Raw genomic sequence first — 21863 nt, 5'->3', positions numbered from 1 at the left:
CTCTACGCGAGTGGGGCGGCGACCCGTCATCATGTCGGGAAGCGAGCTAGACAATTCCCAGGGGAGGGAACATGAGCCGACTTCGAAGATCGCATGTAGTCGTGTTTGTCGCGCTGCTGCTGGTTCTCATGGCCTGCACGAGCAGCGAGGACGACACGACCACCACGGCAACGGGTGCCCCGACACCTACGGAGACGACAACCCCTCCCGCCGCCGATCCCCAGGGACTGGATTTCGCGATTCGATTCTTGGCAGCCTGGGAGGGCTCAGGACACAACGACGCCACCGCTGAGGCCTTCCGTCACTGGGATGAGGAAGATCCACAGGAGGTCCCAACCTCGTGCGCCAAGTGCCACACCTCGACCGGCTACCTCGACTTCCTTGGAGTCGACGGTAGCGCCGGCGGCGTTGTTGATGCGGCAGCCCCGACGGGTTCGACGATCGAGTGCCAGACCTGCCACAACTACGTGACGATTTCCAAGGACAGTGTGGTCATGCCTTCCGGCATCGAGTTGACGGGACTCGGAGATGAGTCTCGTTGTATGGAATGCCACCAGGGCAGGGAATCGAAGTTCAGCGTGGATGAATCGATCGCCGCAGCCGGTGTCGATGAGGACACCGTCTCGGAGGATCTCGGTTTCAAGAACATTCACTATTACGCGGCAGCCGCCACCAAGTACGGATCGGAAGCCAAGGGCGGCTACGAATACGACGGCAAGTCATACGATGCATTCTTCGTCCACGTCGAGGGATATACGACCTGCATTCAATGTCACGACCCCCACACACTTGAGCTGAGAATCGCCGAGTGCACTACCTGCCACACGGGCGTCGCGACACTCGAAGACCTCCGCAACGTCCGCATGCCGGGCTCGGCGGTCGACTTCGACGGCGACGGGGACATAGCCGAGGGCATCTATTACGAACTCGAGGGTGTGCGCGCAACGCTCTTCAAAGCGATAAAGGCGTACGCGGCCGACAAGACCGGCAGCACGATCGCTTACGACCCGTTGGTATACCCATACTTCTTCATCGACACCAACGGCGACGGCCTGGCCGGCGAAGACGAAGCGAACTTCGGCAACCAGTACAAGAACTGGACACCACGCCTCCTGAAGGCGGCTTATAACTATCAGCTTTCGCTCAAGGATCCGGGAGCCTTTGCCCACGGCGGCAAGTACGTTCTCCAGTTGATGACCGACTCCACCGAAAGCCTCAACGAGGTGCTGGCCAACCCGGTGGCCGTCGGCACCAGGATCGATCACGGTCATTTCGCAGGTTCGGAAGAGGCCTTCAGGCATTGGGACGAGGAGGGCTCCGTGCCCGGCTCCTGCGCAAGGTGCCACTCAGCAGACGGTTTGCCGCTCTACATCCGGGAGGGCGTGAACATCAGCACCAGCCCGGCCAACGGATTCCTCTGCAGCACCTGCCACGCCAGTCTCGAAGATTTCTCGCTCATCAACGATGTCGAGCAGGACGTCACCTTCCCGAGCGGGGCCTCGGTGAACAGCGGAGATCAGGCGATGAACCTGTGCATAAGCTGCCACCAGGGCAGATCGTCGACTTCAACGGTCGACGCCGCCATCGGAGATGCTCCGGGTGACGAAGTCCTCGAAGGTCTCAGGTTCATCAACATCCACTACTTTGCAGCCGGAGCCACCGTCTACGGTACGGAGGTTCAGGGCGGATACGAGTTCGCCGGCGAGACCTACGTAGGCCGATTCGGCCACGTCGCAAGCCTCAACACCTGCACGGCATGCCACGACCAGCATCAGCTGACGGTGAAATACGAGACGTGCGCCTCATGCCACAACGAAGTCGAGACGGCAGAAGACCTGTCGTTGATCCGGATCTGGGATACGGACTGGGATGGAGACGGCAACATAACCGAAGGCGTCGATGGTGAGATCAACACGATGCTCGAGATGCTGTACGGGGCGATGCGGGCGTACGGAGGTGAGCCCGGCGGCCCGGTTCGGATCGTCTACGACTCGCACACCTACCCGTATTTCTTCACCGAATCCGGCGAGGTCTACTCGACGTGGACACCGAACCTCCTCCGTGCTGCGTACATCTACCAGTACGCGCAGAAGGACCCGGGCGCCTTCGCCCACAACGCCAAGTACGTCATGCAGATGCTGTACGACGCGATTGATGCCGTCGGAGGCTTCAACGACCTCATGACACGACCGTAACCCGGCGACTCGGGCCGCCGAAGGTCAACTTTCAAGTGAACTAACCGGCCTGCCGGTAAGGGTCCGTCGGCCCTGATCCTTGCCTGTTTCGGGATCGTAGGCTGGCAGTGGAGAGGAGCCTCGGCCGCGTAGGAGGCCGACGCTGTCGACAAGATCAACGCTGCTGCTCCTGGGGATACTGGCGGCCACCGTGCTCACGGTGCCACTCGCCGCATCTGCTCAAGAGTCGGATGCGGACGCGCAGGTGAACGATTACTGCCTCGGCTGCCACGAAGCAGGCAACATCATCCTCGACTTCCCATCTGGTGAGATGCTCCCGGCCGTTGTGCCGCGTACCGTGTTCGAAGCCTCCATTCACGGTGAGTCCGGCCTCACGTGCATCGACTGCCACACCGACATCGGTCAGTACCCGCACGACCCGATGTCGGCCGTCACACGCCGTGACCTCGCCATAGAGCTGTACACATCCTGTTTCAACTGCCACGAGAGCGAGTACACGGACACTCTCGACAACATGCATACGGAGGCACTGGCCGGCGGCGACCGCGAGGCGGCAATCTGCACCGACTGCCACGGCGCGCACAACGTCACGCATCCGAGCGCCGATACCACGGCGATCCCGCGCACGTGCCGGAGCTGCCACTCGGAGATCTACGACCTCTACGCCGGGAGCATCCACGGGGCAGCTCTGCTCGAGCATGACATTCAGGACGTGCCGACTTGTACCGACTGCCACGGGGTACACGCCGTGGAAGGCCCCTCCCACTCCCAGTTTCATCTTTTTTCACCGAAGATCTGCGAGGACTGCCACGCGGACGAGGCCCTGATGGGCAAGTACGGGATCAGTACCGAGGTGTTCGACACCTACGTCGCAGATTTCCACGGAACGACGGTGATGCTGTTCGAGGAGCTCGCTCCGGATCAGACGACGAACACCCCCGTCTGTATCGACTGTCACGGTGTTCACAACATCCTGGCCTCTGATGAGGTCGACTCGACGGTCTACAAGGAGAATCTCCTCCTCACCTGCCAGCGGTGCCATCCCGACGCCACCGCCAACTTCCCCAACTCCTGGCTGCGCCATTACCAGCCGACCTCGGATCAGGCCGTTCTCGTCTGGTTGGTCGGCTGGTTCTACCGACTTGTCATCCCCGGAGTAGTCGGCGGCATGCTCATCTGGGTGACGATCGACGGGATTCGCCATCTCCAGCATCGTCGTAGGGCGGTCGGAAATGTCTGACATCCTCGCGCGGGAGAAACAGGACGTCGAGAAACCCGATCGGATCCTGAGATTCGGAAAGGCCGATCGAATCGAGCATGCGATCCAAGTCGTTACCTTCGTCGGGTTGGGTCTGACCGGCCTGGTCCAGAAGTTCTTCGAGGCCGGTTTCTCCCAATGGGTAATCGAATCCCTCGGCGGACTCCCTCAAGTACGGGTGATTCACCGCTGGCTGGCCACGGTCCTGATGCTGGCCGTGATCTGGCATTTCGGCAAGGCCGGATACCGCACGTACGTCGAGAAGCGGCCGCGAGCAATGGTTCCGAGCATGAAGGACTGGGTGGCCATCAAGGAGTCCATCGCATTCCTCGCCGGCAAACGTCACGAACCGGTCAAGCAGGGTCGCTTCACGTTCGCCGAGAAGGTCGAATACTGGTCGTTCGTGTGGGGAACCGTACTGATGATCGCCACCGGCTACATGCTGTGGAACCCGATCACCACCGCCAAGTTCCTCCCAGGCGATTTCATTCCGGCTGCGAAGGCCGCCCACGGCGGTGAAGCACTCCTGGCGGTGCTGGCCATCCTCGTCTGGCACATCTATCACGTGCACATCAAGCACTTCAACAAGAGCATCTTCACCGGCTACATCAGCCGGCAGGAGATGGTCGAGGAACACGGACTGGAACTCGAAGCAATCGAAGCCGGTTTGTCCGGACCTCAGGCAACCGCGACGGAGATGGCCGAGCGGCGCAGAAGGTTCTGGCCGGCGTTTGGAGTCGCGGCGTTGATAATGCTCGTCGGAACCTGGTGGTTCATCACATACGAGGAGACTTCGATCGCCACGATCGAGCCGATCGAAGATGTTGTGGCCTACAAGCCCCTGCCACCCGAGCTGCGGGGCAACGGCGGGCCGGCCCTTTCCGAAGACAACCCGCTGCCGACGATCGTCATCCCCGACACAACGGTGCCTACCGACACGTCTGTGCCGGACCCGACCGGCAACGAGAGTTGGGCGACCGTCGGGCCGCTGCTGGCGGATGCCTGCAGCTCGTGTCACTCGTCGTCGAATGCGCGGGGTGGGCTCGACCTGAGCTCCTATGGGGCAACACTCGCCCGAGAGGGCGTTGTCGTTGCGGGTGATCCCGCCTCGAGTTTGCTGATCACCGTGCTGGAGGCCGGAGGACATCCCGGCCGGCTGGCCGCCGCCGATCTGGCGCTCGTCGCCTCCTGGATTTCCGCAGGAGCACCCCTGGAAGGAGAACCTGCCGCTCCCTCGAGTTGGGACGGTGCAGTGGGCACCGCGGTGATCCTCCGTTGCGGTGCTTGTCACTCCGACACGGTCGCACTGGGGGGCATCGATTTGTCGTCGCTCGAGGCGGTGCTGGCGAGTGGCGACGTCGTGGTCCCGGGCGACGCCGACGCCAGCCGGATGGTGCTGGTTCAGGAGGCCGGTGGCCACCCCGGCGAGTTCACCGCCGACGAGTTGGCGACCATCCGCCAATGGATCGAATCCGGGGCACCGTAACCGGCCTTCTTCGGATGACCTCGACCGCCGTCCGCGCCGCGGAGCAGAGCCCGTTCGCAATCTGCCTCAGGCCGGACCAGCGGACGGCCGGTCGAAGGGCGCGGCGAACTGAGAATCGCGGGCCGCGGCGCCGCCCTAGTAACCAGACTCACGGGTGTGGCACTGCGTGCACTTGACCGTTTGCCACACATCGCCGATCTCGAGCGGATGAATGAACTCCACACCGGCGATGTCGCTGTCCAGTTGGCTGAGATCGTCGGACGCTCCCTGGGCGATTATCGAGTGACAGGTGGTGCACTCCAGCGACAGAGCCTCCCCGACCTCATTGACCTGATCCCCGCCGTGGCACCTGAAACAGCCGTCGTTGACGAAGTGGCTCAGGTTGTTCTCGCGCGCCCGGTAGTCGGTATTCATCTCGGGAAAGAAGTTGCCTTCGTAGATGCCTACCAGCACCTCGATCGCTTGCTCGATGTCATCGCTCAAGTCCGGGACGCGGAACGGGTACTCGGTGGCGTAGTAGGCACGCAGTCCGGCCGGAATCTTCGCAAGAGCCTCATCCAGTGTCGCGTACTCGGCATTGAGAAGATCGACGCCGACCGCTCTGATAAAGGGCAGATCGCCGGAGATCTCGCCCTTGGAGAGGGCGAGGTTGACGGCTACGGCGGGGGGTTCAAACTGATGGCTGGGCCGGTTGTGACAGTCCACACAGTCCATGACCCGGATTTCCGTCTCGAGGCCCTCCGGGTCCGGGTAGGTGGCGTTGGGATCGGCATAGACCTCCACGGTCCCGTCGGGTTTGGTCACCCTGAACCAAGGAATCTCCTGGCGCTTCGTATCGAGCGGGATGTACTCGACCAGGCTGTCCGTGACCATGTGCCAGTGGATTCCCTCAGCGCGTCCTGTCTGCGGATTGCCGCCGCCGATGTTGACGAGCAGCGAGATCGTCCACGGTGAGTTGGCTTCGTCCGTGCGGTAATACTGCTTCGTCTTCAGCTTCTGACCGTAGAACTGCTCCGGCCAGTGGCACTCCTCACAAGTCTCGGGAGCAGGCCGAAGGCTGACCACCGGCGTGTGGATCGGCCTCGTGTATGAATCCATCGCTACCGCCAGGACCTGCCGGATTCCATCGATCTTCGACTGGACCCAGAACGAGGTACCGGGGCCGATGTGGCATTCCACGCAAGGCACACGGGCGTGGGCCGAATCACCGTAGGTTTCGATCTGCGGGCCCATCACCGTGTGACAGGTCTCGCCGCAAAACGCAACGGACTCTGTTGCTTCGTATCCGCGGAAGCCGGCATAGATGAAGACGACGACCAGGAATCCGCTCAGCCCGAGGAAGAGCCACAGGTTGCGCATATAGCGGGCGCTGGACGGGATGATCGTCAGCCGCCAGCGGACGTGCAGTCCCTTCCGTTTCGCCGACGAAACCTGCACCCGGATGGCAATCAAGAACAACAAGAGACCGAGGATCCCGACAACCGGTGCTCCGATGAAGGCGACGAGCGACCGATACGGGTTCTCGGCGTCGGAGAGGTAGTCGAGACCGAGTAGGACGATGAACACGAGCATCCCGGCGACCATGAGCGCGCCGCCGAGCGCGGCCAGGGGGTGGCCGTAGAGGGACATCGTCGTGATCTCATCGCCACCGGTGATTTGGGTTTCCAGAATCTCCGGCTCTTTGTCCCCGCCCGGATCTTCTGGCCGATCGGACATGTCGTCCATTATGCACCCCTCGTCTCATGTCGAGGATACGAAGTCATTGCGGCTGCTCCATAGGGCCCATGGTCCCGATCCTGCGGGGACAGTTGCGTCATCGCCGGGATCGGCCAGTCACGGTTGTCTCGTGGGTCCGGCGGAATCATGAGAGATACGGCCAGGCTTCCTCGAGAGCTTTCGCCAAAGGAGAGAAACTCGGATCCCGAAAGGGACCGAGGGTTTCGAGATCCTCCGCCAGCTCGACGAGGTCGGAGTCGGACCGCCGGAAGTGATCCAGGACCCGTGTCCAGCGACCGGATCGGGCCAGAAAGACCAGGGGGAGCGCAGCCGCCAGGCGACCGAATGGACCGTCCAGGGGCCCCACGATCGACGGCTCGTATCTGGCCGTCTGCGAGTTGATGTCGAGGGACAGCTTGGCCGCCCCACCATATGAATCCGACCCTGCGAAGCGAACGGTCCCAACCCGGCAGAGCACGACGGCCCCCACGCAGAAGAGGCAGGGTTCCAGGGTCGTGTACAACGTGACGTCATCGTTTCGTTCATCCGTCGAGAGACGGCTCAAGGCACCGACTTCCGCGTGGGCGAGCAGCGACCCCGCCAGCGGATCGCCACCCGTCTCGAAGATGCGATTGCGGCCGACGGCAATCAGCATTCCATTCGGGGCGAACAGGGAGGAGCCAACCGGAAACGACCCCTTCCCGAAGGACTTCCAAGCCTGCCGGAAAGCCGCCTGCCAGCCCATGTCCAGGGCGTCCCAGGCGGTCGGCGAGTCCATTCAGCTCAGCTCGGACCGGTAGGTGCCGAGATGATGGATCTCGGCCATCGTCACCGGAGGCGGGTCGAATACTGCCTTGTAGCCGCCCGGACCCGGGGCGTGGATCAGGTTGACGAAGAACCGGTATCTCCACGGTGTTTCCGTCGGGCGCGATTCGATGCGGGTCAGATTGGCACCTCGCAAGCCGAGTTCGGTCAGGGCAAGGGCGAGGGCGCCCGGGCGGTGCAGAGTCTCGAACGCAACGCTCGACTTGTCCGCATCAGCCGGGATTTCCGGCTCACCGGTCTCGAGAACGACAAACCGGGTTGTGTTGTGCAGCTTGTCGACGACATCGCTGAGCAGGATTTCCAGACCGTGCGGAGCAGCCGCCTCAGGAGGAGCAAGCGCGGCGCGGGTCGGGTCGCCGCGCTCTGCGATCACACGCACGGCACCGGCCGTGTCGTGGACGGGAACAGGCTGCCAGCCGCGTCGTGCGATCGCTCCGCCGGCCTGAGAAAGCGCTTCCGGATGAGATCGAATGCTGACAATCTCATCGAGCTTGGCTCCGGGCACACCCAGCACCGCGTGCCGCACCTCGACGTAGTGCTCGGCGACTATCTTCGCTCCGCCCGCCGCCAGCTGATCGAGCACGGGTAGCACGCTTCCGGTCGTCGAGTTCTCGATCGGGAGAACCAGACGGCCTACCTCCCCGCCGGTCAGCGCCGTGAACGCATCGACGAAGTTCTCGAAGCCGATCCGTTCGCGGTCGGGAAAGAGTTCGCGCGTGGCTCGATCGCTGTAGGAGAAGGCTTCTCCCTGATATCCAACTGGCATGGGCTGGAGAGTAATCGGTTCCAGGCCATGGGACCGCGCTGCAGCAGACGTGCGGTACCCGGCAATCGGGACCCGGCATCGCGGCGCGAATTGTCCGACGTCGCGTCGGCTCGATTTCGACTTCGCGTCGAAGGTCAATTGCGGCGAGATTCGACTTCTATAGGGCCTCGTGGCCCGATGGCTGGGGACTTCTCACCCTGCGGTGTAGAGGAAACCCTGGGCCAACCTGATGGAGAGAAAGCGGCGATTCGGGGAGACAGATGTCATTGACCACCCCTGTGCATCCGCACACGGCGGGGAACCAACCGACCTTCCGGGTCACGTCTGCGTCGTTCGCCCATCCCGATACCACCAGTGCTGAACGTGCCGGACTCGCTCTCGAACCCGCCCGTCTCGAAGAAGCGCTCGACCGGGTCCGCGGCGCCGGTGTCGACGCCTTCGTGCTGGCAACCTGCCTGCGGGTGGAAGTGGTGAACGTGGGCTGTGATCGGGCCAATCGTCGTGTTCTGCAGTTACTCTACGGCGACCAGGAACTCCCCGAACCGGTCGTCAGATTCGACCGGGATGTCATCCGGCATCTGTACCGTGTAGCCGCCGGCCTCGACAGCCCGATAGTCGGGGAACCCGAAGTCCTCGGCCAGTTCCGAGGAGCCCTCGAAATGAGCCGGGCTCATGGTGCCGCCGGCGGGATGTTCGAGAAGCTCCTGCAGTCGGCCGTCAGGGCCGGCCGGGCAGCCCGCAAGCAACTGCCGGAAACCGGCACCGGTTCGCTGGCTCTCGTCGCCGCCGACCTGGCGGCCGACGCCGGCGAGGTTGCAGTGTTCGGCGCCGGGGCGATGGCCAGGGCGGCGACCGAGACGCTGCGCAGAAAGGAGGCCCCGCCGCGGGTCACCGTCTACGCACGCAGGCCGACCGCAGTCGGTTTCGACGCCGACGACATTCGCGACATGTCCGAGGCTCCGAAAGCGCTGGCCACTTTTCCGGTCGTCATCAGTGCCACGTCGTCGAAACGCGAACTCTTCGACGGAGCCGTCCTCGGCGAGGCTCTCTCCGCCCGGTCCGATCGCCTGCTGCTCGTCGATCTTGCCATGCCACCCGACTTCTCCCCCAACGGGGCTCGCGACGAGCTTCGTTACCTCAACCTCGATGATCTGGCCGAGCAGGCGCGGGGCCGGCAGGCATCGGAGGAGGTTGAAGCCGTGCTCGAGGACCTGGCCGCCGACATGTGGTCCAAGCTGACCAATCACGATCAAGTCGGCCCGGTCATATCGGCGATTCTGGCAGAGGCACGTCAGGCCGTAGAGGAGGAGGTGCGGAGGTTCGCCGGCAAGCTCCACGCCGACGATGCACAGTTCGGAGTGCTCAACCAGCTCGCTCAGACCGTCGCACACCGGGTGCTCCACAGGCCGCTGTCCTACCTGAGCTCCGACGAACAGGGAGCGCACGCCGCGCCCATCCTCGCCGAAGTATTCGGGGTAGCGGGTGCCGACTGAGATTCGCCTCGCCACGCGACGCTCCGCACTCGCTCTGTATCAGGCCCGACGGGTTGCAGAGTGTCTGCTGGCGGTCCACCCCGACGTCGCGATCGAGCTCGTTGAGATCGACTCGACGGGTGACCTGGATCGAGTTTCACCGGTCGCCCAGCTGACGCAGATGGGCGCGTTTGTCCGCTCGGTCCAGGCTGCAGTGCTCGACGGGCGAGCGGACGCGGCCGTTCACTCGCTCAAGGACCTTCCGACAACGCAGACCGACGGCCTGGTTCTCGCCGCATTTCCCGAGCGGGCAACTCCCTGGGATGCGCTGGTGGGTGCCGGGCTGGGCGACCTGCCGGATGGAGCGGTAGTAGGAACCGGCAGCCCCAGACGCATCGCCCAGCTCAGGGCCCTCCGACCCGACCTTCGGACGCAGGAGCTCCGCGGCAATGTCGACACCCGTCTGGGGAAGGTCGCAGCAGGCGAAGTCGATGCGGCGCTGCTCGCCGAGGCCGGCCTCGTCAGGCTCGAGCATGCCGACCGAATCTCCGAGGTCCTGTCAATCGACATGATGGTCCCCGCCCCCGGCCAGGGCGTTCTGGCGGTTGAAACCCGCGCCGACGGCACCATCCGGGACCTGGTCGAGGCAATCGGCGAACCCGAGCTGACCCATCTGGTCGAGTCGGAGAGGTCGTTGCTCGCCGAAACCGGGGCGGGATGTCGATCGGCTCTTGGGGCTCTGGCGCAATGGGCCGGCGGACGGATCCAGATGGACGCCTTCGTGGAGGATGAGCGCGGAGCACGCCGTGCTCGCGTCACCGGCGATCACCCCCGCCAGGTGGTGGCTGCTGCCCGCAAGGAACTCGGGTTGTGAAGCTCGTCGCCGTCACCACCAGTGCCGACCGGGCGGAGGCCGCTTCGATTCCGTTCACTTTCATGGGCCTGCGACCCGTGGTCCTCCCATGCATCGAAGTCGACCCGGCAGACGAGCAAACACTCGACGCAACCAGGAAAGCCTCGAGGGAAGCTCACCTACTCGTCGTCAGCTCGCGCAGAACGATCGATGTCCTCTGGCCGGATGGCCCGCTTCCGGATGTCGAGTTCGCCGTGGTCGGAGCAGCCTCGGCCCGCGCGGTGATTGAGAGAGGCGGCCGTGTCGCAGTCACCGGCTCCGGCGGGTCCGCGCAGCTCGCAGAGAACCTGGCTCCGCACGCGGCAGGAAAGCACCTGGTCTGGCCGCACGCGTCCGGCGCCGATCCCGCACCCCTGCAGATGCTGGCGACTCGGGCGGCGAGGTTCACCGCCCCTGCCATCTACTCCAGCCGACCCATCGCTCCCCCGCTGGATCGGGTGGATGCCGTCACATTTGCCTCACCATCGGCAGTCGCCGGATGGCAGCTTTCGAGATCACTAGACGGCGCGCAGATTGGGGTGATCGGGGAAACCACCCTTCGTGCCGTTGAGAACAACGGTGGGGCGGCTGCCGTCGTTGCCCCTCTTCCCACCTTCCAGTCACTTGCCCAGGCTGTGGCCGAGCACCTAGGAGTCGCAGTATGAATGAGTTCCCAACCGTCCGGCCGCGGCGCCTCCGCAGGACCGCGGCACTTCGAAGAATGGTCACCGAGACCCGGCTCGATCCTGCACAGTTCGTCCTGCCGGTTTTCGTCGTTCCCGGACGAGGAATCCGCACGCCCATCGCCTCGATGCCCGGCCATTTCCAACTCTCGGTCGACGGTATCGTCGAGTTGGCCGGGCAGGCCCAGGACGCCGGGGTCGGCGGCCTGATCTTCTTCGGCATCCCCGCCCACAAAGACGAGATCGGATCGCCGGGTTGGGACCCGGCCGGTCCGGTGCCGCAGGCCATCGCAGCCGTTGCGGAGGCTGCGCCCGATCTGGTCCGGTGGGCCGATGTGTGCCTGTGCGAATACACCAGTCACGGCCATTGCGGACCACTCGACGGGGAAGTAGTCGACAACGACGCCACTCTCCCACTCCTGGCCAAAACCGCCGCCGTCTACGCAGATGCGGGCGCCGACATCGTCGCCCCCTCGGACATGATGGACGGCCGAGTGGCAGCCATCCGGGCGGGATTGGACGAAGCGGGCCATCGGGACGTCGCCCTCTGCTCGTACGCCGTCAAGTACTCCTCGGCCTATTACGGTCCGTTTCGCGACGCGGCCGAGTCTGCGCCGGCCTTCGGGGATCGCCGCTCGTACCAGATGGACCCTGCCAATGCCCGTGAAGCACGGCGTGAGGCTGCCCTCGACGAGGGCGAAGGCGCAGACATGATCATGGTCAAACCGGCCGGGCCGTACCAGGACGTCATCCGTGACCTCCGGGGACGCACCGAACTCCCGCTGGCCGCCTACCAGGTGTCCGGCGAGTTCTCGATGATTGAAGCTGCCGCCGCCCGCGGCTGGATCGACCGGGACCGAGTCATGCTCGAGTCGCTGACCGGCATCGTGCGCGCCGGGGCAGACATCGTGTTGACCTATTTCGCAATCGATGCAGCACGGGCGCTGAAGGGATCGAGATGAGCTGGTTCGAACGAGCCTCCGCGGTGATCCCGGGCGGCGTGCATTCACCCGTCAGAGCTTTCAAGGCGGTCGGTGGCGACCCGCCGTTCATCGCCTCCGGATCGGGTGCGAGGGTCACGACCACCGACGGTCGTGAGCTGATCGACTTCATCGCATCGTGGGGAGCCCTGATCCACGGACATGCCCATCCGGCAGTAGTCGAAGCCGTTACCGGGACGGCTGCGCGCGGAACCTCCTTCGGCATACCGACGACTGCAGAAGTCGAGCTCGCCGAGATGATCGCCGAGATGGTTCCCTCGGTGGACGTAGTGCGCTTGGTGAACAGCGGCACGGAGGCGACCGCTTCTGCCGTCCGGCTGGCCCGCGCCGCGACCGGCAGAGCCGGAATCATCAAGTTCGCCGGTTGCTACCACGGCCACGCCGACCCCTTCCTGGTCCAGGCGGGCAGCGGCCTGGCTACTTTCGGAATACCGTCGAGCCCAGGAGTCCCGGCAGGCACGGCTGCCGACACGCGGGTAGCCGACTACAACGACCTCGCCTCTGTACAGGCGCACCTGGAAAACGGTGACGTCGCCGCGCTGATCGTCGAGCCCGTTGCCGGAAACATGGGTTGCATCCCCCCCGCAGCAGATTTCCTCACCGGTCTGCGCAAGCTCTGCGACCAGTTCGATGCCATTCTGATCTTCGACGAGGTCATGACGGGTTTCCGTGTCGGGCCGCAATCAGCCCAGGGCCGATACGGCGTCACACCGGATCTGACCACCCTGGGCAAGGTCATTGCGGGCGGAACCCCCGGAGCGGCCTACGGTGGCCGTGAGGACCTGATGCGGATGATCGCTCCGGATGGTCCCGTCTATCAGGCCGGCACCCTCTCGGGCAATCCGCTGGTCACCGCCGCCGGACTGGCCACCTTGCGATGGCTCAAAGCGAACGACGACCTGTACGACCGGTTCGAAGATGCAGGCAGGCTGATCGAGCACCGGCTCGGCATTGCACTCGAGGCGGCCGGGCTGCCCGGCGTGGTGCAGGCGGTCGGAGGCATGGTGGGCGTATTCCTCGGCGTGGACCGCGCAACAACCTGGTCGGACGTCGCCGACCTCGACCCGAACCTCTTCAATCGGTTCTTCCACGGCGCTCTGCGACGGGGAGTCTTGCTACCGCCTTCACCGTTCGAGGCCTGGTTCCTGATGGAATCCCATCTGGACGACACGCTCGACATCGCGCTCACCGCACTCGAAGAGTCGATCGCCGAGGCAGCATCGTGAGACTCCTCCAGGCACTCCGCAGGCAACCGCTGGATCGGCCGCCGATCTGGTTCATGCGCCAGGCAGGTCGTTATCTGCCCGAGTACATGGAACTGCGACAACGGCACACGTTTCAGGAAGCCGTCCATACTCCCGGCGTGGCGGCCGAGATCACGCTCCAGCCGGTCCGGCGATTCGACCTGGACGCGGCCATCATCTTCTCGGACATCATGACACCACTCGAGGCGATGGGCCTTGCGGTCGAGTTCGACCCGGGACCGAAGCTCGAAGCAATGACCCTCCGCGACGTCGCCCGCCTTCCAGATTTCGAGCCAAACCGGGTCGACTTCGTCGCGGAGGCGATCGACCAGGTGCGGTCGGACCTACCCGATGGCGTGGCACTCATCGGCTTCGCCGGGGCGCCGATCACCCTTCTCGCCTACCTACTGGAAGGGGGCGGAAGCAAGGAGTTCATGGCGTTGCGGAGCGCCATCAAGACGGACCCGGCTCTGGCCACGGAGGCTCTCTGCAAGCTCGGGAGAGCAATGTCGGCCTATCTGCAACTACAGATCGACGCGGGAGCGAACACGGTTCAACTGTTCGATTCCTGGGCGGGAATCCTCTCCGTTGATGACTTCGTGGACTTCGCACTTCCCGCGGCGCGTGCCGCCCTGGAATATCAGACCGTTCCGACTATCTACTTCGCTCCGCACGGACCCCAGTTGCTGCCCCATTTCGGAGGCGTGGGCGCCACCGCCTACGGGGTCGACTGGCGGCTGCCTCTCGGCGAAGCCTGGAAACTGGTCGGCGAAGAGCACCCCATCCAGGGGAACCTCGACCCGGCCGTGCTGCTGACGAATCCTGCACGGGTCCGGTCGGCGGTGGCCGGAGTACTGGCCGAATCCGCCGGGCGACCCGGCCACATCTTCAATCTGGGTCACGGGATCAACCGGCACAGCCCCGTGGAGAACGTGGCGGCGATGGTCGAAACCGTTCTGGGGAGAGCAGGATGATCTCACTGACGCCCGAGCTCCTTTCCCGGTACGACCGTCCCGGTCCGCGCTATACGTCTTACCCGACTGCCGTCGAGTTCGCCCCCGAGTTCGGGCCGGAGGCATACGGCGAACGGCTTCGAATCGCCGGCCGGGATGTCGACGGTCCGCTCTCGTTGTACGTTCACCTTCCTTTCTGTGACGCCCGCTGCTCGTTCTGCGGCTGCCACGTCGTGATCGCCAGGCGGGAATCCGTATCGAACGTCTACCTGCAGCGACTGATCGACGAGGCCGCGATCGTCGCCGAACACCTTGGAGAGCGCCGCACGCTCGTCCAGTACCACTGGGGGGGCGGCACTCCCACCTACTACTCGGCGGACGACCTGGCCAAGCTGCATCGAGCGTTGCTGGGAAACTTCACGCTGGCGCCCGACGCGGAGGTGGCGCTCGAGGTAGACCCGCGGGTGACGGGTAGAGCGCATCTGGAGATGTTGCGGGACCTCGGGTTCAACCGCCTGTCGCTGGGCGTGCAGGATCTGGATCCCGCCGTGCAGGAAATGATCGGTCGGAATCAGACCTGGGAGGAGACCAAGTCCCTCTACGACGAAGCCAGAAGGTTGGGATTCGAGTCGATCAACATCGACCTGATCTACGGATTGCCCGGACAGAACCTCGACACAATGGGAGCAACGCTCGAGAAAACGATCGAGATGTTGCCGGACCGGCTGGCCGTGTACTCGTTCGCGTACGTCCCGTGGGTCAAACCCAACCAGAAGCGCATCGACGAGTCCACTCTTCCCGACCGTGACATGAAGTTCGCTCTGCTGGCGCAGGTATCCGACCGTCTGGTCGGCGGCGGCTACAGGGCGATCGGGATGGACCACTTCGCGCTCCCCGGTGATGAGCTGTCGGTGGCGATGGACAACGGTTCGCTCTCCCGCAACTTCATGGGGTACACGACGAAGCGCGGCACCGAGATGGTCGCACTCGGCTCGTCGGGAATCAGCGACGTCGCCGGTGCCTACGCCCAGAACCACAAGCGCTTGAACTCCTACTACCGATCGATCGAGGCCGGCGAGCTGCCCGTCGAGCGAGGTGTTGCACTGTCGGACGACGACAGGATCCGAAGGCACGTGATCACCGAGCTCATGTGCAACTCATACCTGTCTTTCGGCGATGTCGAACAACGCTTCGGGATCGACTTCCATGCCTACTTCGGTGAGGAGCTCACGGCAATGACCGGCCCCGGCGGAGCCGTCGAAGAGGGCATGGCGTCGGTGGGCGAAGACCACATCACAGCCACCGAGCTCGGGTCGGTGTTCATTCGCAACGTCGCGATGACCTTCGACATCTATCTCAAGAAAGTGAAGCGGGACAAGCCCGTGTTCTCCAGAACCGTGTAGGAGCAGAATGTCCAAGACCGGAATCATCCTTGCCCAGTTGGGCGGACCACGCGACCAACGCGAGGTGGAGCCGTTCGTCCGCGCCATCTTTGCCGATCCCGACCTCGTCCCGCTCCCCGGTGGGCAGATGGTCAGCAAGATATTCGGCTGGGCGGTCGCCAAGGCGCGGGGACCGTTCGTCCGCAAGAACTACCGGCTGATCGGCGGCGGCTCCCCCATCCTCGAGATCACCCTGGCTCAGGGACGCTTGCTCGAGGAGTCGTTGCGCCAAAGAGGTCACAACACGCACGTGTCGGTCGCCATGCGCTACACCCGGCCCGACACGTACGACGCGGTTCGCGAACTGGTCAGAGCCGATGTCGACCGGATAGTCCTGTTGCCGATGTACCCGCAGTATTCGACCGCGACCACAGGTTCATCGGAGAACGAGCTGCGGAGGGTCCTGGCGGAACTGGACGTGACCATCCCCCTCGAGGTGGTGCGTACCTGGTACGACCATCCCTCCTACCTCGATCTACAGGCAAAGCTGGTTACCGAAATGCTCGAGACCCGCCCGGCCGACCGGCGAAACGGCTCTGCCGTGCTGTTCTCCGCCCACGGACTGCCCGAGAGCGTCGTCGCCAAGGGCGACCCGTATCCCGACGAGACCGCCGCAACCGTGAAGGCCGTCATCGAGCGGGTCCCCTACGAGATCGATGCTCGCCTCGGCTACCAATCCCGCACGAAGCCGGTCAAGTGGATAGGGCCGGGGACAGAGCATGTGCTGGCCGACTTCGCCGCCGACGGGTACGACACCGTCGGAATGGTTGCCGTCTCCTTCGTCACCGACCACATCGAGACGCTCTACGAGGTCGACATGCTCTTCCGGGAGGAAGCCGGAAAGCTCGGGATCCACAACTACTTCCGGTCGGAAATGATGAACGACCGGCCCGAGGTGGGGCCGATGCTCGCCGACGTCCTGGAGAGCTCACTGTGAGAGACGCCATCGTGGTGGGCGGCGGCCTGAGCGGATTGATCGTCGGTGCCGAGTTGAAACGACGCGGCAAAGACGTTCTAGTGCTCGAGGCGACCGGCGAACCGGGTGGAGTGGCCTCGAGCGTGCAGGAGGACGGCTACCTGCTCGAACCCGGAGCAGGGTCGTTGCTGTGGCCGAACGCCGACCTGGCCCCCGTGTTCGACGCGGCCGGTATCGAGCTCCTCGCTGCCGACCCGGCCGCCGGGGCACGGTTCGTCTACCAGAACGGCACACTCTTCCAGATCCCCGCATCTCCGGCCATCGCCTTCTCACGACTCGTTTCCTGGAGGGCGAAGTTCCGGGCGGTCCGGGAGCCGTGGGTCAAGACCCCGCCTCCCGGCGAAGATGAGTCGATCGAAGGCTTCTTCAGCCGGCGATTCGGCAACGGGGTCGGCGTGCTGGGATCGACGTTGATGGCACACGGTGTTTTCGCCGGCGACCCGGCGAAGCTCTCGATGCGGGGCGCCTTCCCGAAAATGGTCGCTCTCGAAGACGAGGCCGGCAGCATGATTCGGGGAATGCTGGCCCGTATGAGGCAGCGGGAAAAGGGAGCGAAGAGAGCTTCCGTGCACGTTCCGCCCCGCGGCATGAAGGGAGTCGCCGACGACCTGGCCGCCTATCTGGGCGAATCTTTTCAGGCGAATCGGCGGGTCACCGGGCTTCGCAAGAGCGGCACCGGCTGGATCGTCGAGGCAGGAGACACATTCGAGGCTGACAATGCCGTTCTGGCCCTGGCGCCGCACATCGCAGCAGGACTCGTACCCGGTGACGTCGCGACCTTGATGGCCGATGCGGCGGTTGCCCCGGTCGCAGTTGTCGGTATCGGCGGACGCGCCGCGGACGTTCCCATTCCCGCAGGGTTCGGAGCATTGATCGGCCCGGACGCGGATGTGCGGGTGCTCGGCATCCTGATGGAGTCACAGTATGCCCCAGGCCGGGCGCCGGCGCTGCACCACCTCGCCAAGGGAATCTACGGCGGGGGTGCCGACCCGGAGGTTCTCGCCCTATCGGACGACGAGCTGGTCGCCCTGATGATCGACGAAACCAGCCGGGTCATCGGCACCAGGGTCCAGCCGAGCTGGACGAAGGTCGTCCGCCATGATCCCGGCATCCCCCAGTACAACGTGGGTCACGTCGCCTGGATGCGCCGACTCGACGACGCCGTGGCGAACCATCCCGGACTTCACCTGGCCGGATGGGGTTACCGCGGAATCGGCGTGTCCGGATTCGGAACGGAGGCCGCTCGGATCGGCAACGCACTGGGGGGCTGAGTTAGCCGGAACCGGGGCGGCGCCGCGGACGAAGCCGGGTTCCGCTGCGCCGATCCGAGCGCGGTCTACTGTTGCTCCGATGTGGTCCCTGCGGTCAGCTGCAACCTACCGGCGTTCCATTGCGGCCCTCGCGGTGCTCCTGGTGGCGTCTGCCTGCACTTCAGTCGAGGCCGGCGTCTCAACGACATCCGCCACCGATGCCGCCCAACCGGTCACGACAACGACCACAGCGGCCGCTGCCGCCCCCGACCCGACAACCACGACGGTCACCCTTCCTCGTGATTGCTCGATCGACCCGGAACCGGGCGAGCCTGTTTTCGAGACAATCGAAGAGACCGATCTGGCGGCGGCCGCGCTGTTCTTGTCGCGGAATCACTTCCGGTGCTCCGACCTGGTCGTCATCGCCCCGGCAGACGACCTCGCCGTCATCGTCGTGGCAGCCCAGCTGGCTGCCGCCGGCCGGGGCTCGCTCCTGTTGTTCTCGGAGGCCGCTTCGACGCAGCTCAACGATGAGCTGGCCAGGCTGGCACCGACCCGGACCGTGCTGATGGAGGTGGCACCGGAATGGCTGTCCGTGCCGTCCGGGGAGGTAGAGGTGCTGAGCGGATCCTTGACCGAACTGGCCGACCTGGCATTGCGGGCGGGCGGCGCCGTCGCGCGGGTCGGTCGCGAAGGAACCGGCCCGAGTACGATCGCCGAAGCGCTCCTGTCGATTTCAACCGGCCGGACCATAACCGCCCCGACCCGGGCTGCTGCCGAGTGCGATCCGGGGTCTCCGGAGGCTGCAGCCGCGATAGCCAGGGCGGCAGACGAACGCGCCGCAGGCGGCGAGACCTGGTTGATCGACGTCTGCTCCCCCGGTCTCGCGCTGCTCGCCGGGGCTGCGCTCGGCGGGGAAGGTACCGCACTGCTCGTAGACGGAAGGGACCTGCGGGGGCACCGCAGCGTCGTCTCGGCAATGCACGCCGGTCCCGAGGAGATCACCCGAATCCACATCGCCGGCGAGATGTCTGGGGATGCAGATTGGCACCTCGGAACCCTGCTGGCCGGAACGGAACTGCCGGGGGGAGGCCTCCTGCTGTTCCCGGGCCGTCGCCTGGTCGCTCTGTATGGGAACCCCGCGACACCCTACCTGGGCGTACTCGGCGAGCAAGGGGTCGAAGAGGCGATCGAACGCGCCAGACGAGTAGCAGAGCCCTACGGCGCCGACGGAGTCGAGGTGCTCCCCGCCTTCGAGATCATCGCCTCTGTTGCCTCCGTCAGTGCCGGAAGCGACGGTGATTACTCCTCAGAGATGAGCGTCGAAGTTCTGCTGCCCTGGGTCGAAGCTGCGGGCCGGGAAGGCTTATACGTTGTGCTCGACCTTCAGCCCGGGCGATCCGACTTCCTCGACCAGGCACGCCTGTATGAGGAACTGCTCCTCCTGCCCCACGTCGGACTGGCGCTCGACCCGGAGTGGCGGCTCAAACCGAACCAGGTCCATCTGACCCAGATCGGCTCTGTCGACGCCGCAGAGGTCAACCGGGTGGCCGAATGGCTGGCACACCTGGTCCGCGCCAACCGCCTTCCCCAGAAGTTGCTGATCGTCCACCAGTTCAATCTGAGCATGATCACCAACAGAGGCTCCATCGAGCGGCCGCCGGAACTGGCCGTAATGATCCACGCCGACGGCCAGGGACCGATCGGCACCAAGTACACAACGTACTCGACCCTGACCGGCCGGCCCGACGCAGACCAGTGGTGGTGGGGATGGAAGAACTTCTACGACGAGGACTCACCTACTCCGACCCCCGAGCAGGTGCTGGACCTCGACCCGCTCCCTTCCTATGTGAGCTACCAGTAGGCGAAGCCGATAGCGGGGGGACTCCACCGCTCTCCAATCGACTCGATTCTTGTTTCGCTCACTGAGGTCCTGGCACCGCTTGGCGAGCGATGCAAGACCGGCCGTGGCTACCATCGAGGACAGATTTCCGGAGGGGAAACATGAGCGACGCCACAAAGATCCTGCTCGAAGAATCCGAGATGCCCACGCAGTGGTACAACATCGTTCCCGACCTGCCGGAGCCTCCTCCCCCGCCGCTTCATCCCGGAACCAAGCAACCGGTGGGGCCGGACGATCTCGCCCCGCTCTTTCCGATGGCGTTGATCATGCAGGAAGTGAGCACCGACTCCTATATCGACATCCCCGCCGAGGTACTCGATGTTTACCGCCTGTGGCGGCCCAGCCCTCTCTATCGGGCTCGACGGCTCGAGAAGGCACTCGATACGCCCGCCCGCATCTACTACAAATACGAGGGAGTCAGCCCGGCCGGATCGCACAAGCCCAACACCGCCGTCCCACAGGCCTACTACAACGCCCAGGAGGGGGTCGAGAAGCTGACCACCGAGACGGGCGCAGGTCAGTGGGGCAGCGCGCTCGCCTTCGCCAGTGCTCTCTTCGGTCTCGAATGCGAGGTATGGCAGGTGGCAGCCTCTTTCGAGCAGAAGCCATACCGGAAATCGATGATGGAGACCTGGGGGGCGACGGTTCACTCGAGCCCTTCGCCGCTCACGGCTGCCGGTCGGGCCATCCTCGAGCAGGATCCCGACAGTCCCGGTTCGCTCGGCATCGCCATCTCAGAAGCCGTCGAGGCAGCAGTGCAGGATCCGACGATCCGCTATGCCCTGGGCAGCGTGCTGAACCACGTGCTGCTCCACCAGACGATCATCGGTGAAGAGGCGATCCGCCAGTTCGACAAGATTGGAGAGGCCCCCGACGTCATCGTGGCATGCACCGGTGGCGGGTCGAACTTCTCCGGACTGACCTTCTCGTTCTTGCGCGAGAAGCTGGCCGGGAGGATCAACCCGACGATCAGGGCCGTTGAGCCGGCCGCCTGCCCATCTTTCACAAAAGGCGTGTACGCCTACGACTTCGGCGACACGGCAGGCATGACGCCTCTGATGAAGATGCACACGCTCGGACACGACTTCGTACCCGATCCCATCCACGCCGGTGGCCTGCGCTATCACGGCATGTCTCCGCTGCTCTCGCACATCTACGAACTCGGCTTGATCGAGGCTATTGCCATCGGACAGACCGAATGCTTCCAGAGCGCCCTCACATTTGCCCGGAATGAAGGCATCATTCCGGCGCCCGAGCCGACCCATGCGATTGCAGCCGCCATTCGCGAAGCCGAAGCGTGCAGGGAGTCCGGCGAAGAGAAGGTGATTCTCACCGCAGTCTGCGGCCACGGCCACTTCGATCTCGCCTCCTATGACAAGTTCCTCGCCGGAGAGATCACCGACTACGCGTACCCGGAAGAGAAGGTAGCCGCGGCGCTGGAACGGCTGCCGGACGTGTAAGCGGCCCTCAGTCGGGTCCGTTGGTTGTGGGTTTCGAGGTCCAGTTGCTGATCACAACGTGCATGTCTTGAGCTCAGAAACCAAACCCACAACCTGAGCCCCTTGATTTTTCGCCCTTCCGGTAGGCCCCAGCCTCTGCTTGACTGATTCCGACCGAACAAGGATTACACATGACGGCTGCCGTCCACACGTTCCACATCCCGGTGATGGGAACGGGTTTCACCATCGACACGCCGTTGAAAGTCGCCCGCTACGGCATATCTTCGGTTATCCAGATCGTCGATGACGTTCTCATCGAGCAGATGCGGCGGTTCCATACCGAACTGGCCGGCGAAGCCTAC

17 protein-coding genes are annotated in these 21863 nt (G+C 64.3%); 14 read left to right on the top strand and 3 right to left on the bottom strand.

The window, feature by feature from the left end; genetic code table 11:
• Positions 1–71: 71 nt before the first annotated feature.
• The 3 genes from VLT15_06980 (at position 72) to VLT15_06970 (ending at position 4939) form a co-directional block, all read left to right on the top strand.
• On the top strand, positions 72–2195 hold the full coding sequence (locus tag VLT15_06980; GenBank protein ID HSR44957.1) for a hypothetical protein: 2124 nt from the start codon (positions 72–74) through the stop codon (positions 2193–2195).
• Positions 2196–2385: 190 nt separating this feature from the next.
• Positions 2386–3435 carry a cytochrome c3 family protein gene (locus VLT15_06975; protein HSR44956.1) on the top strand — a complete coding sequence of 350 codons (1050 nt, stop codon included), beginning with the start codon at positions 2386–2388 and terminating at the stop codon, positions 3433–3435.
• Complete coding sequence (locus VLT15_06970; protein HSR44955.1) at positions 3428–4939, top strand: c-type cytochrome domain-containing protein; 1512 nt, start codon at positions 3428–3430, stop codon at positions 4937–4939. The genes VLT15_06975 and VLT15_06970 overlap by 8 nt, the downstream gene beginning before the upstream one ends.
• Before the next feature lie 135 nt (positions 4940–5074).
• Here VLT15_06970 and VLT15_06965 read toward each other — a convergent pair whose 3' ends face one another.
• From VLT15_06965 to VLT15_06955, 3 genes are all read right to left on the bottom strand, one after another.
• On the bottom strand, positions 5075–6655 hold the full coding sequence (locus VLT15_06965) for a NapC/NirT family cytochrome c (GenBank protein HSR44954.1): 1581 nt from the start codon (positions 6653–6655) through the stop codon (positions 5075–5077).
• Between the two features lie 145 nt (positions 6656–6800).
• Positions 6801–7433: a nucleoside deaminase gene (locus tag VLT15_06960; protein HSR44953.1), complete on the bottom strand. Its 633-nt coding sequence runs from the start codon at positions 7431–7433 to the stop codon at positions 6801–6803.
• Entirely contained in the window at positions 7434–8246 is an 813-nt protein-coding gene (locus VLT15_06955; protein ID HSR44952.1) for a prephenate dehydratase domain-containing protein, read from the bottom strand.
• A gap of 260 nt (positions 8247–8506) precedes the next feature.
• Here VLT15_06955 and VLT15_06950 point away from each other — a divergent pair, with 260 nt between their 5' ends.
• The 11 genes from VLT15_06950 to VLT15_06900 all read left to right on the top strand — a co-directional run bounded on the left by VLT15_06950 (position 8507) and on the right by VLT15_06900 (position 21522).
• Complete coding sequence (locus VLT15_06950; GenBank protein ID HSR44951.1) at positions 8507–9739, top strand: hypothetical protein; 1233 nt, start codon at positions 8507–8509, stop codon at positions 9737–9739.
• Positions 9729–10592, top strand: coding sequence for a hydroxymethylbilane synthase (gene hemC / locus VLT15_06945; protein HSR44950.1), 864 nt, complete (start codon positions 9729–9731; stop codon positions 10590–10592). The genes VLT15_06950 and hemC overlap by 11 nt, the downstream gene beginning before the upstream one ends.
• Complete coding sequence (locus tag VLT15_06940; protein ID HSR44949.1) at positions 10589–11275, top strand: uroporphyrinogen-III synthase; 687 nt, start codon at positions 10589–10591, stop codon at positions 11273–11275. Before hemC ends, VLT15_06940 begins: the two co-directional genes overlap by 4 nt.
• Positions 11272–12255, top strand: coding sequence for a porphobilinogen synthase (gene hemB, locus VLT15_06935; protein ID HSR44948.1), 984 nt, complete (start codon positions 11272–11274; stop codon positions 12253–12255). Before VLT15_06940 ends, hemB begins: the two co-directional genes overlap by 4 nt.
• Positions 12252–13520 carry a glutamate-1-semialdehyde 2,1-aminomutase gene (hemL, locus tag VLT15_06930; protein HSR44947.1) on the top strand — a complete coding sequence of 423 codons (1269 nt, stop codon included), beginning with the start codon at positions 12252–12254 and terminating at the stop codon, positions 13518–13520. Before hemB ends, hemL begins: the two co-directional genes overlap by 4 nt.
• The gene (gene hemE, locus VLT15_06925; protein HSR44946.1) at positions 13517–14512 is read left to right on the top strand and encodes a uroporphyrinogen decarboxylase; all 996 of its coding nucleotides are present in this window, start codon (positions 13517–13519) and stop codon (positions 14510–14512) included. The genes hemL and hemE overlap by 4 nt, the downstream gene beginning before the upstream one ends.
• A complete protein-coding gene (hemN, locus tag VLT15_06920; GenBank protein ID HSR44945.1) occupies positions 14509–15894 on the top strand; it encodes an oxygen-independent coproporphyrinogen III oxidase in 1386 nt (461 codons plus the stop codon). Before hemE ends, hemN begins: the two co-directional genes overlap by 4 nt.
• 7 nt (positions 15895–15901) lie before the next feature.
• The gene (gene hemH, locus VLT15_06915; protein HSR44944.1) at positions 15902–16870 is read left to right on the top strand and encodes a ferrochelatase; all 969 of its coding nucleotides are present in this window, start codon (positions 15902–15904) and stop codon (positions 16868–16870) included.
• On the top strand, positions 16867–18180 hold the full coding sequence (gene hemG, locus VLT15_06910; protein HSR44943.1) for a protoporphyrinogen oxidase: 1314 nt from the start codon (positions 16867–16869) through the stop codon (positions 18178–18180). Before hemH ends, hemG begins: the two co-directional genes overlap by 4 nt.
• 79 nt (positions 18181–18259) lie before the next feature.
• Positions 18260–20023 carry a hypothetical protein gene (locus VLT15_06905; protein ID HSR44942.1) on the top strand — a complete coding sequence of 588 codons (1764 nt, stop codon included), beginning with the start codon at positions 18260–18262 and terminating at the stop codon, positions 20021–20023.
• Between the two features lie 140 nt (positions 20024–20163).
• Positions 20164–21522, top strand: coding sequence for a TrpB-like pyridoxal phosphate-dependent enzyme (locus VLT15_06900; GenBank protein HSR44941.1), 1359 nt, complete (start codon positions 20164–20166; stop codon positions 21520–21522).
• The last annotated feature ends 341 nt before the right edge of the window (positions 21523–21863 follow it).

The sequence above is a fragment of the Acidimicrobiia bacterium genome (genome assembly GCA_035471805.1).
Classification (GTDB): domain Bacteria; phylum Actinomycetota; class Acidimicrobiia; order Spongiisociales; family JAHEDJ01; genus JAHEDJ01.
Note: the sequence above shows the minus strand (reverse complement) of the source record. Positions and strands in the feature narration are given on the sequence as shown.